Here is a 15,711-nt window from a genome sequence, read left to right as displayed (position 1 = left end):
AAGCTTTGATTTACCATGCTTGTCATCAAATATTTACAAATGATTAAGTACCCGACTGGGTATCTGTTTTTTTGCCTTCTTGCTGATCAGCCTTTGGAGCTATACCATCCTCGAAGTTTAGTGTATAGGCAGATTCTGATGCACGGCTCGCCGCTTCCAGGGCACTCACATTAGGTTCATCGGCATTAAGCAATTGGTTGCCGGTATCAATTCCGTCGCCCTGTTCAAATTCATTGCCGGGGTCTTTATCTTCCTGGGCATCGTCGAGGTTTGGGTTTTCTGGGTTTGCCATAATTTTATTGGTTTAATAGCTATACAACGATAAAGAAGCCGGGATGTTTGCCTTATTAAATGCAGTGGGTTGCTGGGTTTTCTCCTTTCGTGCTTAAAATGTATTTTTGCCGGGTATGCCAATCCGTAACAAACTTTACTTCGCCTCCGATTTTCATTTGGGCGCCGGCGGCTATGCCGAAAGCCGTAAACGCGAAGACCGGATAGTTCGCTGGCTGGATAGCATAAAAGCCGATGCCGCCGAACTGTTTTTAATGGGCGATGTATTTGATTTTTGGTTTGAGTATAAAACCGTGGTTCCTAAAGGCTATACCCGTTTTTTAGGCAAACTGGCCGAACTTACCGATGCCGGCGTAAAACTTTACCTTTTTAAAGGCAACCATGATATGTGGATGTTTGATTATTTTGAAAAGGAATTGGGAGCTGTCATCATCAGCAATGAATTGAAGATAGAACGGAATGGCAAAAAGTTTTTCCTGCACCACGGCGATGGCCTTGGCCCGGGCGACGGCTTTTATAAAGTGCTGAAAAACTTTTTCAGGAGCGGCTTTTGTCAATGGCTTTTTGCGCGGCTACATCCAAACCTGGGTGTGGGTATAGCCAATTATTGGTCGACCAACAGCCGTATCAGCAATCAGAAAAAAGAAAATCCGAAACCCGGCGAACAGGAGTGGCTGGTTACCTTTTGCCGCGAAGAACTGCAAACCAATTTTTACGATTATCTTATTTTCGGTCACCGGCACCTGCCGCTGGATATACAGCTAAACCCCAACAGCCGCTACATTAACCTGGGCGAATGGGTAAACTACAACACCTACGCCGAATTTGACGGGGTTGAACTCCAACTAAAGCATTTTGAAAAGCTTTAATCTCAGTTTGAATTTAAAACTTTGGCTTTTTGAATTTGGTATTCAGCTTCCGTTATTGCACCGCTATCTAATAGCTGTTTCTATTTTTTCAATTCATCTGCTGATGACTGATTAGGAAAGTTATATAGCTTTTGCTCATCGATCCTTTTGGTGCAATAAACTATAATTACGCCAATCCAGCTCAAAAACAGCCCTAATAGCAGCCCTCCCATAGGTCCTATTGTCCTGTTTAAACCTGCTCTATATCCCCATACCGGGAAGATGATTAAAGTGCCAAGTGTTATAAGAATAAGAATGACTTCTGGTGCGCCTAATCCACCCATGATAATAAGATTTAAGTTGATGCATAAATATAGGAATAATTTAAGCACCGACAATGTCTGTATCAATCCATTCAAAATCCCCATGCTTATAACTTACAATACACTGAATTATATATGCCTGAAAATATGTATTTTTGTGCGCTTTTTGCAGTATGTCTGTAACCCGATCGAAAACATAAAGAGCTTTCCTGGCCGGACCACCATTTAACTGCAATATTGCCATAGATATTGAGGATAATATATGTTAGAGAAATTAGAGCTGATATTTCAACGCTGGAAAAACGTAGAAGGCGAATTGAGCAATCCGGAAGTAATGTCGGATATGAAACGCTTTGCCCAGCTGAATAAGGAATATAAAGACCTTGCCAAAATTGTTGATGAGTATAACATTTACCGCAACATCATGAGCAATATTGATACTAATAAAGAGATACTGGCTACAGAAAAAGACGAAGAGTTTCGCGAAATGGCCAAATCAGAACTGGATGAGCTATTAACTCAGCAGGAAGAAATGGAAGAAACCATCCGCCTGATGCTGATCCCTAAAGATCCCGAAGACAGCAAGAATGCTATGGTCGAGATTCGCGGTGGTACGGGTGGTGATGAGGCAGCCCTGTTTGCCGGCGACCTTTACCGCATGTATATACGTTATTGCGAAAAACGCGGCTGGAAAACCGAACTGGTTGATTACACCGAAGGTACAAGCGGCGGTTATAAAGAAATTGTGTTCAATATAAATGCCGAAGATGCTTACGGCAACTTTAAATATGAATCGGGCGTTCACCGTGTGCAACGTGTACCGGATACCGAAACCCAGGGCAGGGTGCATACTTCGGCCGCTTCGGTTGTGGTATTACCAGAGGTTGATGAATTTGATATCGATCTGCAGGTAAGTGATATCCGCAAGGACCTTTTCTGCGCATCGGGACCAGGTGGTCAGTCGGTAAATACTACTTACTCGGCTGTTAGGTTAACCCACATCCCTACCGGTATAGTAGCCCAATGCCAGGATCAAAAATCGCAGTTAAAAAATTACGATAAGGCTTTACAGGTATTACGTTCACGTGTTTATGAAATGGAATTGCAAAAACACCTGGAAGAAACCTCTAAAAAGCGTAAAACCATGGTTTCTACCGGTGATCGCTCGGCCAAGGTTCGTACCTATAACTATCCGCAGGGTCGTTTAACAGAGCACCGCATCGGACTTACCATATACAACCTGCCCGGCGTAATGAACGGCGATCTGCAGGAAATTATGGAGGCTTTACAGTTTGCCGAAAATGCTGAAAAGCTAAAAGAAGGAACAGTAGTTTAAAAGACGCCTTATCCGGTTTTTCGAGGTCGGAGGCAGGTCTTTTGATAATATATAAAATGCCATAAGCAACCTGCTTATGGCATTTTTAATTTACAGGCAACCTATTCCATCTAACCAACTGTAATCCAATTGTTAAAAAATGTGAAAACTGTCGCGATGCGATAATTACAATCCGTTTTTCATCTTATTTTCATATAAGGGGGCTACTTTAGTTTTTGTACAGCGATAATGTAGCGCTTTTGACAACACATGCGTATTGCTTTTAGCACTTCATAACACTGTTTATTTTTTTGACAATAACTAAATTTTATTTATGCTGGCAGTAAAAACTTTAACCAATAATTTAACCACTTACAGGCGTAGTGCACGCTTAATGGGTGATAAATTTGAAATTAGTGTAGTTGGGAACGATCCTCTACTGGCCGATGAACAAATTGATATTGCCATCAACGAAATTAACCGCGTTGAAAAATTACTGTCGGCCTTTAGCGAAGACAGTAATATTAACCAGATCAACCGCAATGCGGGTATCGAACCTGTGAAAGCGAATGCTGAAATTTTCAGACTGATTGACAGGGCGCTTCAGATATCTGAGCTTACACACGGAGCCTTTGATATTACTTACTTTACCGGCACCGGTTATACCGGTGACGATGCCGCGCTTGCCGAAAATGCTGATGTTAAAATAGCACCTTCACCAGTGATGCTGACCAATTATAAGAACGTAGTGGTTGATGCCACTAAACAAACCGTTTTTTTAAAGGAAAAAGGCATGCGCATTGGTTTTGGCGCCAACAGTAAAGGTTATGCGGCCGACCGCGCCAAATACATTTTGCAAATGAATGGCGTAAGCAGTGGTGTTATCAATGCAGGCGGCGATCTGCTGACCTGGGGTACACAACCCAATCAAAAACCGTGGACAGTTGCTGCTGCCGATCCTGAACAAAGAAAACAACCATTTGCTCATCTGGATATCAGCAATATGGCTTTTGCCACATCGGTTAATGCCGAAAAATATGCTAGCATCAGCAACAAAAAATTTGTAAGTGTGATGGCTGCAAAAAAGGGGTTCCCGGTAAGCGAGATCACCAGTGTAAGCATCATTAGCCCAACAGCCGAACTATCGGATGCCATGGCTTCGCCATTGATCAACATTGGTGTTAACGCAGGCTTATACCTGATCAACCAACTAAACCAAATTGCCTGTATTATTATTGACGACCAAAACCGTATTTATACGTCAAAGGATGTTAGTATCTGATACAAGCATTTATATATAAACATATCATAATTATTCTGGCAAACCTGCAGCTTCGTTACTCATCTACCTGGGCATTTTGTATACAGAATACCGGAGCAGATGGTATTTTTATTAACAGTATCCCTCCCCTTGGATTTAACTGTTTAAATTGACCGATATTTGAAAATAATTTTAAGTTTTTCTTCCCCTCAATGATAAAGTGGTTTGCGTATATTGTCCTGGTATTGATATTTGCACCATGTTTATTGTTTGCCGGCGCTAAAAACAGTCTGTCAGACCCCGTTTATAGCAAAATCGTAACCATTCAGCACAATAAAATTCTGGCGGATACGATATTGGCAAAAAATGCGAAGGATGAAAAAAATAAAATTAAAGAGGTAGCAAAACCAAAAAAGCAGGCTAAGCCCACAAAGGTTGATGATTCAGGGGAACCCGTGACCTCTAAACCCAAACCCAAAAGACAACGCCGGCCCGAGGGCATGGAACGCCCGCCGGAGATACCCCGAAGAAATGGCAATTAACAGGTTAATAAAAAATTTACCAATTATTGATGAAGTACTTTTGCTTACTTTTTTTTATTGCCGGCAGCAATGCCTTATACGCTGCAGGTATTGATCGGAGCTTTCTGACTACAGGTCACAGTTATCGGCTTACTGCCGATACTGATACTATTGTCAGAAAAAGATCGGTTTCTGTAGGTGTAAGTTATGGCAGTGATGCTTTATTTTTCGGTCGTACCGGCCCCATCAAATATCCCTTTGTTACCGGCGATGCTATATATAACAGTAAATCGGGCATATTTGTATACGGTTCGGTACTCAAAGTATTGGGTTATGCACCCGTTGATGAGGTTGATGTAGGTGGCGGCTATTTTTACAAACTTTCAAAATCGTTTTCGGGCGCAGCCAGCTATACCCGGTTCATATTTAACAAAAATGCCAATGTGATCAAGTCGGCATCATCCAATGATATCAACATCAAAAACGCTTACGACTGGCATATTCTAAAAACAACCGTTGTTCTGGATTATCTTTTCGGAAAATCGAATGACTTTTTTACCACCATCAGCAATTCAAAATATTTTGAAAGCAGCTGGAGCATTTTTGACGATAAAGATTATCTGTCCTTCAACCCGTCATTCAACATGATCCTGGGTACACAGAACTTTGTGCAGCGTTACGAAGTTGATCATAACTATCAGCACGTATTACCACCGGATGTATTGGAACACCTCAACCTCAGTGCTGCCCGCCGCAACAGGATCTTCAATATGCTTAATTATAGCTTTAAAGTGCCTGTTGCCTATAACCGGCCGCATTATACGCTGGAAGCGTCCTGGCGCTATTCGATGCCTGTTAATGTGGAGGGAACTCTTGAAAACCGTCGGGAATCATTTTTTAACTTTACATTTTACTACCTTTTTTATTAACGGCGTATGAATGTATTGATCATTGAGGATGAACGCGCGCTTGCACAGGAACTGGAAATATTTTTGACCAATTATAACTACATCTGCGATGTGTGTTTTGACGGCACATCGGCTTCCGAAAAAATCGCCGTTAACCTGTATGATTTTATCCTGATAGATCTTGGTCTGCCAGATTATGATGGTCTGGATCTGTTAAAAGAGGCCAAAAGGGTAGATTCTGAAGCCGCCTGCATCATACTTACCGCCCGTGCCGAAATTAATGATCGCATCAAAGGGCTTGATCTGGGAGCCGATGATTATTTGCCTAAACCATTTTCGTTGCTGGAACTTCAAAGCCGTATGCAGGCTATTATACGCCGCAAATTTGGGGTAAAAAATAACACGATTGAATTGGGAGAGTTCCTGATCGATCTGACCAATCGTACTATATCGCATGGTAGCAGCGTTGTAAATACAATTACCAAAAAGGAATTTGACCTGATAGCCTATTTAATTTTACACAAAAACAGGACCTTAACCCGTATGCAGTTAAGCGAACATATCTGGGGCAGCGTTGTAAATAATGATTACGACTCCAACTATATAGACGCCCACATTAAAAATATACGGAAAAAGTTAAACGCCTTCGCCTCACCCGATTGGCTGGAAACAGTGCGGGGCCTGGGTTATAAAATAAAGATCAACGCTTAAGCATTGAGACTCAGAACAAAACTTACACTTTTTAACGCCATCTCAAAACTGGTGATCGTAGTACTGTTTGTATTACTGGTACCCGTATTGATCAAAAATATAAGCAGTAATTATGTCGACAGCAAACTCATCAAACAAAAAAACAAACTGCTGCAGATAGTAAAAAGCCATGGTATTGAAACCTATATCGAAAATGGCGAACCTTACGGTAGTTATCTGCCCCTTAAGGAGGAATTCATTAGTTTGGATGAGGTGGATCCCCATTACTTTTTAGATACCATTAAGCTGGGAAAACGCTTGTTTAGCGAGGGTGATACACTGGAGTACCGGATATTAAGCCACACATTTACAGTTAAGAACAAAAATTACCTGCTGGAAATAGGCAAGAGTGTTGATACACTTGACGAAACCAGTATCCCGCTGCAAAATATCGCCTTCCAGGTATTGCTGGGCATGATATTACTCACCATTCTGGCCGATCAGTTTTACTCCAACTATGTGCTCAAACCTCTGCGGCTCATTATTAAAACCAAGCTTGTTGGTCAAAAGTTTCCCAATTTTAACTCTTACCGTAAGGTACGCACCACTACTTCCGACTTTGAATACCTGGATATCAGTATCCATAAAATGATGGAAACCATTGCTGATAAGTTCCAGAAAGAACGTGAATTTATTTCCAATGCCTCGCATGAGTTGATGACTCCCATATCCATCCTGCAATCCAAGATCGAAAACATGTTTGAGGAGGAGGATATCAGCGATGACCTGAAGGTGCGTTTGATCGAAATGCAAAAAATACTCAACCGTTTAAAAAGCATCACCAAAACGTTGTTACTGATATCGCAAATTGAAAACGAACAATTTTTAAAAGAAGATAAGGTTCCGGCAGCTGAATTACTCCAGGATGTGTATGACGAAATTTCCATACGCCTGCAAGATAAAAACATCGGTTACAGCATCGACGTTCCTGAAAATTGGAATTTGGTGAATGTTAACAAATTCCTGCTGTTCAATTTGTTTTTCAACCTCATCAACAACGCTATCAAATACAATAACGAGGGTGGTTATATCAAAATAACCGGAACAGCCGGGCACAATAACTTTATCATCAGCATAGCCGATAACGGTATTGGCATCGACGCTGAAGCCATACCTTTTATATTTAACCGTTTTAAAAAGTTCAGACAATCACTTCAACAGGATAGCTTTGGTTTGGGTTTGCCCATTGTTAAATCAATAGCTACTTTCCATGATATCGACATGGAAGTAATTTCCGTTAAAGACATCGGCAGCACCTTTAAACTCATATTTCCGGCTACGCTCATTGTGGTTCATTAAGCGCATCTGCGGCAATTATTTGTATCGACAATTTTACATTACTTGTACTAAAAATAAGCCATTTTTAAAGGTTTCGACAAAAAGTCTTTTTCCGGACCGAAAATTACTTTCCTAAACATTAAAAAAATATAGCTACAGTAAGCTTTTTCGAGCTTTAGAAAACAATCACCATTTTTTGCTGTTTTTGGCATTGGCTTTGCAAATGATACATAAAACATATCATAATTATATATGAAAACTCTTCGAATTAAGATAGCCACCCTGAGTTTGGCTTTAGCCACTGTAGGTATTTTAGGCTCAGGTTGCGATTCATTAACCAAAACACAAAAAGGCGCGGCAATTGGTGCGGGTGCAGGTGGTACAATAGGTGCTTTTATTGGTAAAGCAGCAGGTAACACCGCCTTGGGAGCCATTATTGGTGGTGCCGTAGGTGGTACAGCCGGTGCATTTATTGGTCGTAACATGGACAGACAGGCTGCTGAGATAAAACAAACTGTTCCGGGAGCTACTGTTACACGCGAAGGTGAGGGTATTTTGGTTAAGTTTGATTCGGGCATATTATTTGATACCGACAAATCTGATCTTAAGCCTGCGGCACAAAGTAACCTGCAAAAACTGGCTACTTCATTACAAAACAATCAAAACACTAACATTTTAATAGTTGGTCATACAGACAACACCGGTTCAGATTCACATAATATGGATCTTTCTGTAAGAAGAGCCGAATCTGTAAAATCATACATTGCAGGCAATAATGTGAGCCCATCACGCCTAACCACTTCCGGTAAAGGCGAAAGCGAACCAATTGCTGATAATACCACAGTTGAGGGTCGTGCCCAAAACCGCAGGGTTGAAATAGTAATTGTGGCAAATGATCAAATGAAACAGCAGGCTAAACAAGCTGCCCAATAATAACCATATCCACATAATAAGATCAAGTTAATTTCAGAGCACCGGGCCGCGAGGGTCCGGTGCTTTGTGCTTATATGCGGTTTGGTCATATTTTGGTAATACATAAAAACAATTTGTAATCAACGAGTTAATCCGTTATTTTTGTTTTATGATAAAAAGATCAGGAGCTTTATTATTGACCTTGCTGTACACCGTTACAGTGCTGGGCTTTGCTCTTAATCTGCATTATTGTGGTACGCAGATAGCTTCTGTTAAAATTGATTCACCCGCCGTTAGTTGTAAAATGGCGCAGACTTGTGGCAAAATGAAATGCTGCAAGGATAAGCAACTACAGATCAAAGTAAAGGATGCGCATCAGATTGAACCGGTTTCTATCCTCTCCAAACTTTTTGGGTTTGATGTGCCCCGTTTATCTTTCAACGGACTATTTACACCTTCCAGGCAATCATTTGCCAGCCCGTCTTTGGAGCGCGGGCCGCCTGGCATGCCCTGGCAAAACATAGCCACATTTATTAAAAACTGCATTTTCCGTATTTGATCAGCATTAATTGTCTACAGCATACCCGGTAAAACTACCGGTAGTTTATTTTTCCAACAATTAATTAAAAGATCAAAATGAAAACTCTAAAAATATTCATCGTACTTTTTGTATTTAGTGTTACGGCTGCAAAAGCCCAGTTCACTAAAGCCGAGCTGCAGGTTAGCGGCCTCACCTGCGCGTTATGCGCTAAATCCACCGAAAAAGCATTGCGCACTCTTCCTTTTGTAAGCGAGATCAAGACCGACCTGATGCACAATTTATATCTTATTACCTTTAAAAGTGATGTGCCGGTAAATTTTGAGCAGATCAGCAAAAAGGTTCAAGGCTCAGGATTCTCGGTAAACAGCCTAAAAGCCACTTTTAATTTTGACAATACCAAGATTGCTAATAATCTTTTCAGCTATGGCGGTGATACCTACAGGTTGTTGAATCCAACGGATAAAGCTATCAATGGCAATGTAAACCTCACTGTTGTTGATAATGGCTTCGCTCCCAAATCAGTATCTAAAAAGTATTTGAGCCAGGTTACTGATACTGCTCCTGCAAGCGGCCGCATTTATCATTTAGCTATATAATCTTCATTAAGTAAAACGATCATGAAGAAATTGATATTGGCTATCGGCCTTATGGCTCTGGCATGTTCTGCATTTTCGCAGGAGCTATATGTAAATACCGAACCGGCCAGCAACATGGCCACTGGTTCCCTCGGCTTACGTTTAGAGAACCAGGGATTTTTTAAACCCGACTATAAAAACCGTACAAGTTTTGAGGCCATGTATGGTGTGAGCAGGCATTTAATGGTACACGGATCACTGTATGCATCCGATTATTACCACAACAATCAGCACTTTGAGGGTGGCAGTGTATATGCTAAATACCGGTTTTTATCTATAGATACCGTACAGAAGCATTTTCGCGGAGCTTTTTTCGCGAAGGCATCCAGCATCAATAACCCTATCGTTAACCAGGAAATAACACTGGAAGGTGATAACTCCGGCCTGCAAAGCGGTGTAGTATTCACCCAGCTTTTGCATAAGCTGGCATTGTCCGGATCGGCAAGTTATCTGCGTGCTTTTGATAACCGTGGCGGCTATGATCTTTCACCTTCACAGGCCCGCAACGCGGTAGCCTATACGCTATCAGCCGGGTATCTGTTATTCCCTAAAAATTATAAGGACTATCAGCAAACCAATGTTAACCTGTATGCCGAACTGCTGGGTAAAACCAATCCGGGCCATGGGCAAAGCTACCTGGATGTGGCGCCCGCGGTACAGTTTATTTTTAACAGTGTTTGCCGCCTGGACCTGTCGTACCGTACACCGATCTATAATGACATGCTCCGCAACAGCAAGAACATGTACCTGGTACGGTTAGAATATAACTTTTTTAATCTGTAGCTCCATTAATATTGTCATCCTGAGGGACGAAGGATCTATTCGCGACCATGCATATTACTAAACAGATCCTTCGCTATCACTCAGGATGACAAAAACAATAAAGCCCCGTTCCGAATACCGGAACGGGGCTTTATATAATCTGTTAAATAAGCTTATTTAAGTGTAAAGCCTGTTTTACCCATGGTACCACCATCGGCATAAAGCAATACAGTGTAAGTACCTTTCTGGAATGGCAGGTTAGGATTTACCCAATCAATAGTGTACTGGCTGCCGTCGTCCTTAAAATCAATTGATGTTTTATAGGTGTATTGCAGATCCTGGTTATCAGCGCTGAAAGTTCCGCCATCGGCAGGAGTTATCAGGTTGCCGGTTGGGTCAATAATACGCACATAAATATCGTGCATACTTTTTATAGCGATGCTATTGCTGGCCACTGTAAAATTGATCTTGATTTTTTTAGCCGGGCTGGCACGGGTAACATCAACCTCTTTACCGCTGCTTTTAACCTTATAGGCTACCACATTTGATGTGGCCAGCTTGAGCGCCTGCGCCACCTTCACCTTCGCGTCCAGATCCTGGTTTTGCTTGGTGAGTGTATCGGCCTTTTTAGCTACCGTAGCCAGATTGGTTTTTAGCGTATCCCTCTCTGTTGTTAAGGATTGATTTTGTTTCTTCAATTCGTCGATGTCTGCAGTGTATTTAGTTACAAAATACCTTAATTGTTTTACATCTTCCTGGGCTTTGGCCAGTTCGGCCTTGGTTAATTTACCTTTGGCCAATTGTGTTCTTAACACATGGATTTTGGCCTGCAACGAATCATTTTTGGCCTGCAATGCTGCCGACAGTTTGGCTTTGCCGGTGTTTACCTGCTCAATTTGCGACTCAAGACTGTCCAATTCTGTTTGCAGGCGGGTTTGCTCATCATGCTGGTACACGATTTTAGTATCTGACTTGTTTTTTTGCAAATACAGATATACATCTGTACCCAATAGAGCCAATACCACCACGATGAGGAAATAAATGACGTTGGAGTTTTTCTTAGATGGTTGACCGGATTGATTTTCCATAGCAATTAAATGTTTAATGTTTTAATACAGTTAAAAAGCAAAGCTGTTTTAAAAAAATGCAGCAATTTAACTATCGTGATTAATTTACAAGCAAATCTAAACTGATAGATATTGCCCGCTTTACCTGTATTTTTACTTTTTCAGCACTTTTATGCTCAACGATATTTAAACGTTGAAACACTAAAAATATGATATTTAAAAGAATTACAGGTAAACAATTATGTTAGGCAACGGTTAAAAATAAATACAATATGCTAAAATCACAATAAACCTGCAAATTTTATACTTCATAATAAAAGTGCAACGTTATGAGTTTTATATCTTTGCAGCTTTTACTTTAATCCCTTTTGATGCATATATTTCGCCACTTTATACTACTAACCATATCCCTGCTTACCATCGCAACTGTTTATGCGCAGCCTGCCGAACCCTCGTCTGATGAACCAATAGTTAAAACCGAACCCAAACGGGAATTCAGGGGAGTGTGGATAGCAACCGTGGTAAATATCGATTGGCCCACAAGTACTAAGTTTACAAGCGATAAACAAAAACAGGAACTGATAGATATACTCAATTCGCATCAGGAAACAGGTATCAACGCGGTAATGCTACAGGTAAGGCCTGCCGCTGATGCTTTTTATGCCAAAAGCCGCGAACCCTGGTCGAAATATTTAACCGGCAAACAAGGTCAGGGCCCCACCCCTGCTTATGACCCCTTGGAGTTTGCCATAACCGAGGCCCACAAACGCGGTATGGAACTGCATGCCTGGTTTAACCCCTACCGGGCTACTTTTGACGGTAATTTTGGTGCTCTGAGTCCGCAGCACATCACCAAAGTAAAGCCCGATTGGTTTTTTACCTATGGCGGTATCAAAACTTTTAATCCAGGTTTGCCCGAAGTGCGCGAGTATATTGTACAGGTGATATTGGATGTGGTTGACAACTATGATATTGATGGCGTGCACATGGATGATTATTTTTATCCATACCCTATTGCCGGCCAGAAGATCAATGACGATGACACCTTTAAAAAATACGGACAAGGTTTTGACAATATTAAGGATTGGCGCCGCCATAATGTGGATCTGCTGATAAAAATGATAGGCGATAGTGTACACGCGCACAACCCGGATATCAAATTTGGGATTAGTCCCTTTGGTATATGGGCCAATAAGGCGCAGAACGACGAAGGTTCTGAAACCAGTGGAGGCTCCTCCTTTTACGAAAACTATGCCGACTCGCGCGAATGGATAAAACAAGGCTGGGTTGACTACATCAATCCGCAGCTTTACTGGCCCATTGGCAACCGCTCGGCAGATTTTGAAAAACTGCTGGACTGGTGGAGTGACAATACCTATGGCAGGCACCTGTATATTGGGCAGGCGGCCTATCGTATCAATGAGCGTAAAACAGTGGCCTTTAAAAACCCCAAACAGCTACCCGACCAGATCAATATGATGCGCGCTAATCCCCGCGTACAGGGCAGTGTTTACTTCAGCTCCAATTCGCTGACCAGTAATCCCTTGGGTTTTACCGACTCGCTTCGTGAAAATTATTATAAATACCCTGCCTTACCGCCGGTGATGCTTTGGCGCGACTCTATTGCTCCGAATGTTCCCCGGGAGTTCACCGCGAAAGCTTTACAGGGTCATGTACAATTAAGATGGATGGCACCTACCCTGGCCCGCGACGAGCAACCCGTTTATGGCTACGTGATCTACCGGTTTACCGATGGCGAAAAGATCAACATAGACGATCCTAAAAGCATACTGCATATTCAATACAACAACGGTTTAGGCTTTGAAGATACCACTGTACTAAAGGGAAAAACCTATATGTATGTGATCACCGCGCTCGACAGGCTAAAGAACGAGAGCGACCGCTCGCCTACTATCGCCGTAACGGTTCGCTGATCAGCTGTTCATCACCGAGCCACAATTGATATCCATAGTTTGCCCGGTTATAGACCGCTGACTTAACAGATAGGCTACCAAGCCGGCTATTTCATCTGGCTGACTCATACGCCGAAGTGGTACGCTTTGCATAGCTATTTCATAAAATTCCTGTTTGCTGATGCCTATACCATCGGCAATGCCCTGTAAACCGTCCTGCGACATTTCGGTATCTACCCAACCCGGGCAAATGGCGTTCACCAATATATTTTCGGGAGCAAACTGCACCGCCCATGAACGCATCAGCCCCAGTAAACCCGCTTTAGAAGCGCAATAAGCCGAATAATTGGCCACGCCCAACCGTGCCAGTACAGACGAAGTGATCAGGATATGTTTCTCCCCCACTGCATTCCGCAATGCTGGTAAAAATGTATTCACAAAATTATAAGTACCGGTAAGGTTAGTATTGATAATATCTGCCCAACGGTCATCATCGCCCCAGTAATTTTCGCCGCCGATACCTGAGTTGGCTACCAATCCGTTAACCGCCGTATTGCCCAGTTGCCCAAAGGCACGGGCAAGACTTTTTTGATCACGGATATCCGCTATCAACAGGCTATGATTGCCTGCGGGCAGGCTTTGCAGCGTTTGTTTTAATTTTTGTTCATCGCGACCCAGCAAAATACAGGTATTGCCATCCTGCGCCAGCTTTTGCGCGATAGCCTGCCCGATGCCGCTCCCGGCACCGCTAATGATATAGGTGTTGGTCATATTTATAGGTTGATGAGTTGCTTTTGTTGCAGACGGTCTAGGTAAATATCTATCTCGCTGTCGCCCATACCGAATATTTTATCCTCGTTCCAAAAGGTGGCGTATATGGATGAACGTGTTTTAGCACCGCTATTATAAATGTCCAATAGTCGCTGTTCAATATAACCCAGGCCGGTTTCATTTACCTGTAAACGCTTCAAATGGGCCTGTAAAGCGGGTTTCAACAAAGGCACACCACCCCAAAAGCTATTTTCGCCCAGCCATTTTTCCAGTTCGGCGGCATCGCCTTGTACATATAGTTGCCATGCTTCGGTGGCCAGTTCAAACTCCCATTCGTTCAGGCGTTCGCGGCCATCGTATAGTTCTTCAAACTGCTCCCCGTTGAGCTCGCCCAGGCCTTTGGCAAAATTAAATTGTACGCAATCGGCCAGGCAAATCAAATAAATAGCCGGTGCCGACATATCCGTTTTGCGGCTAAGCATTTGTAAAACACCCAGTAAGTTCACCTGGCAATGCAGGTCGAACTCAAACCACAGGTTAATTTCGGTATAGTCGCTGTTGAGCTTACCCAGTTCGTCAATTACCTTGTTCTGGTAGGCATCCAGGTCCTCTTTGAACGTTTGGCTGACCCATTTGGCACGCGCGCTCCAGAAACTGCCCGACAGGATATTTTCCTGCAATGGGCCCTCAGAAAGCACTTCGCGCCATACCAGCACATCACCATCCAATCCGGTTTCGTTAAATCCCGACAGGGCGGCATCACCATTTAAAATATGCAATATATTACTCATTAGTTTTAGAATTAGTAGTGAAGCGACGGCCGTAATTGCCGAAGCATCCTGATGGTAAAAATAAATTTAAAAATGCAGCAATTATACCCTATCAAAAATTTACAGGAAATTCTGAAGATGAAATGACGTTGGCTACTTTTTCTTACTTTCCAGAAGCGGAAAACTTTTTAAACCTTAAATTTTAACACTTTTTCGGTCGAAAACAGCGTAAAACGACCCGATAATATTCGTTTTAATAACGTTTTAACACCATTTTAACACTTTTTAACAAATTTTTGGTGGGTTTTGAAAGGTTTAAAAAGTATTAATATACTGATTATCAAATAACTACATACCAAATGGTTGATTTTTGGCCTTGTTTTGTCTTTAACTAAACAGCCCGGTTCTCTCTTTTTCAGAGGACCGGGCTGCTATTGATATAAATATACGAAAATTTAAGGGTATTATCAAATGTTGGGAAGGTGGATGGTAGGTTGAAGATGCCTGGCGTGTGGTCTGCATATTCCACAATAGATCCTTCGCTACGCTCAGGATGACAAAGAAAGCCGGAAGTCATGCCGAACTTGTTTCGGCATCTCATAAACAGGATATACAATATGGTGATTAACCTGTCATGAGAGATCCTGAAACAAGTTCAGGATGACCCTGCTTATTTAATAGTACCAAACACCCTATTCGTTTAAAATATAGGGTAATTGATTGAAATATTGATGATTGCTGGCTAAAAATTCCGATATTTAACTACCATCAAAAACCAAAGCCATGAAAAGTATCTATATCGCAATCGTGTTCCTAATGGCGACTGTACCTGTGATATTGGCACC

The 15,711-nt window shown here is 42.1% G+C and carries 17 protein-coding genes and 1 pseudogene; 12 read left to right on the top strand and 6 right to left on the bottom strand.

Annotated features, from left to right (window positions below; translation table 11 throughout):
- Positions 1-43: 43 nt before the first annotated feature.
- Entirely contained in the window at positions 44-292 is a 249-nt protein-coding gene (locus tag AC57BQ_RS24785) for a hypothetical protein (protein WP_496408797.1), read from the bottom strand.
- 115 nt (positions 293-407) lie between these two features.
- On the opposite strand from AC57BQ_RS24785, the gene AC57BQ_RS24780 reads away from it, so the two are divergent.
- Positions 408-1,160: a UDP-2,3-diacylglucosamine diphosphatase gene (locus AC57BQ_RS24780; RefSeq protein WP_496408796.1), complete on the top strand. Its 753-nt coding sequence runs from the start codon at positions 408-410 to the stop codon at positions 1,158-1,160.
- Between the two features lie 2 nt (positions 1,161-1,162).
- On the opposite strand, the pseudogene AC57BQ_RS24775 reads toward AC57BQ_RS24780, so the two are convergent.
- Positions 1,163-1,234: pseudogene (locus AC57BQ_RS24775) on the bottom strand (SHOCT domain-containing protein); the annotation flags it as partial.
- Between the two features lie 6 nt (positions 1,235-1,240).
- Positions 1,241-1,483 (bottom strand): hypothetical protein, encoded by a 243-nt coding sequence (locus AC57BQ_RS24770; RefSeq protein WP_496408795.1) that lies wholly within the window; start codon positions 1,481-1,483, stop codon positions 1,241-1,243.
- A gap of 241 nt (positions 1,484-1,724) precedes the next feature.
- Between AC57BQ_RS24770 and prfA the strand changes: the two genes are divergently transcribed.
- The 10 genes from prfA to AC57BQ_RS24720 all read left to right on the top strand — a co-directional run bounded on the left by prfA (position 1,725) and on the right by AC57BQ_RS24720 (position 10,366).
- Positions 1,725-2,798, top strand: a complete 1,074-nt coding sequence (gene prfA, locus AC57BQ_RS24765; protein WP_090472737.1) for a peptide chain release factor 1 — start codon at positions 1,725-1,727, stop codon at positions 2,796-2,798.
- 313 nt (positions 2,799-3,111) lie between these two features.
- On the top strand, positions 3,112-4,059 hold the full coding sequence (locus AC57BQ_RS24760; protein WP_496408794.1) for an FAD:protein FMN transferase: 948 nt from the start codon (positions 3,112-3,114) through the stop codon (positions 4,057-4,059).
- Positions 4,060-4,250: 191 nt separating this feature from the next.
- A complete protein-coding gene (locus AC57BQ_RS24755) occupies positions 4,251-4,580 on the top strand; it encodes a hypothetical protein (protein WP_090472735.1) in 330 nt (109 codons plus the stop codon).
- 29 nt (positions 4,581-4,609) lie between these two features.
- Positions 4,610-5,488: a hypothetical protein gene (locus tag AC57BQ_RS24750; RefSeq protein ID WP_496408793.1), complete on the top strand. Its 879-nt coding sequence runs from the start codon at positions 4,610-4,612 to the stop codon at positions 5,486-5,488.
- 6 nt (positions 5,489-5,494) lie between these two features.
- Positions 5,495-6,178: a response regulator transcription factor gene (locus AC57BQ_RS24745; RefSeq protein ID WP_496408792.1), complete on the top strand. Its 684-nt coding sequence runs from the start codon at positions 5,495-5,497 to the stop codon at positions 6,176-6,178.
- A gap of 3 nt (positions 6,179-6,181) precedes the next feature.
- A complete protein-coding gene (locus AC57BQ_RS24740; RefSeq protein WP_496408791.1) occupies positions 6,182-7,516 on the top strand; it encodes a sensor histidine kinase in 1,335 nt (444 codons plus the stop codon).
- Positions 7,517-7,747: 231 nt separating this feature from the next.
- Entirely contained in the window at positions 7,748-8,428 is a 681-nt protein-coding gene (locus tag AC57BQ_RS24735) for a YiaD family glycine zipper/OmpA-like lipoprotein (protein WP_496408790.1), read from the top strand.
- A gap of 148 nt (positions 8,429-8,576) precedes the next feature.
- A complete protein-coding gene (locus tag AC57BQ_RS24730; protein ID WP_496408789.1) occupies positions 8,577-8,966 on the top strand; it encodes an HYC_CC_PP family protein in 390 nt (129 codons plus the stop codon).
- A gap of 77 nt (positions 8,967-9,043) precedes the next feature.
- Positions 9,044-9,544: a heavy-metal-associated domain-containing protein gene (locus AC57BQ_RS24725; protein WP_496408788.1), complete on the top strand. Its 501-nt coding sequence runs from the start codon at positions 9,044-9,046 to the stop codon at positions 9,542-9,544.
- Positions 9,545-9,565: 21 nt separating this feature from the next.
- Positions 9,566-10,366 carry a hypothetical protein gene (locus AC57BQ_RS24720; protein WP_496408787.1) on the top strand — a complete coding sequence of 267 codons (801 nt, stop codon included), beginning with the start codon at positions 9,566-9,568 and terminating at the stop codon, positions 10,364-10,366.
- Positions 10,367-10,518: 152 nt separating this feature from the next.
- Here AC57BQ_RS24720 and AC57BQ_RS24715 read toward each other — a convergent pair whose 3' ends face one another.
- On the bottom strand, positions 10,519-11,433 hold the full coding sequence (locus AC57BQ_RS24715) for a DUF8428 domain-containing protein (RefSeq protein WP_496408786.1): 915 nt from the start codon (positions 11,431-11,433) through the stop codon (positions 10,519-10,521).
- A 350-nt stretch (positions 11,434-11,783) separates the two neighbouring features.
- Between AC57BQ_RS24715 and AC57BQ_RS24710 the strand changes: the two genes are divergently transcribed.
- Positions 11,784-13,346, top strand: coding sequence for a glycoside hydrolase family 10-like protein (locus tag AC57BQ_RS24710; protein ID WP_496408785.1), 1,563 nt, complete (start codon positions 11,784-11,786; stop codon positions 13,344-13,346).
- Here the strand turns inward: AC57BQ_RS24710 and AC57BQ_RS24705 are convergent, their stop codons facing one another.
- Both AC57BQ_RS24705 and AC57BQ_RS24700 read right to left on the bottom strand, forming a co-directional pair.
- Positions 13,347-14,096 (bottom strand): SDR family NAD(P)-dependent oxidoreductase, encoded by a 750-nt coding sequence (locus AC57BQ_RS24705; protein WP_496408784.1) that lies wholly within the window; start codon positions 14,094-14,096, stop codon positions 13,347-13,349. It lies immediately after the preceding gene.
- Positions 14,097-14,098: 2 nt separating this feature from the next.
- Positions 14,099-14,887, bottom strand: coding sequence for a DUF1835 domain-containing protein (locus tag AC57BQ_RS24700; protein ID WP_496408783.1), 789 nt, complete (start codon positions 14,885-14,887; stop codon positions 14,099-14,101).
- Between the last annotated feature and the right edge of the window lie 824 nt (positions 14,888-15,711).

It is taken from the genome of Mucilaginibacter sp. BGA-UO-ETr-C110 (assembly GCF_059567985.1).
Note: the sequence above shows the minus strand (reverse complement) of the source record. Positions and strands in the feature narration are given on the sequence as shown.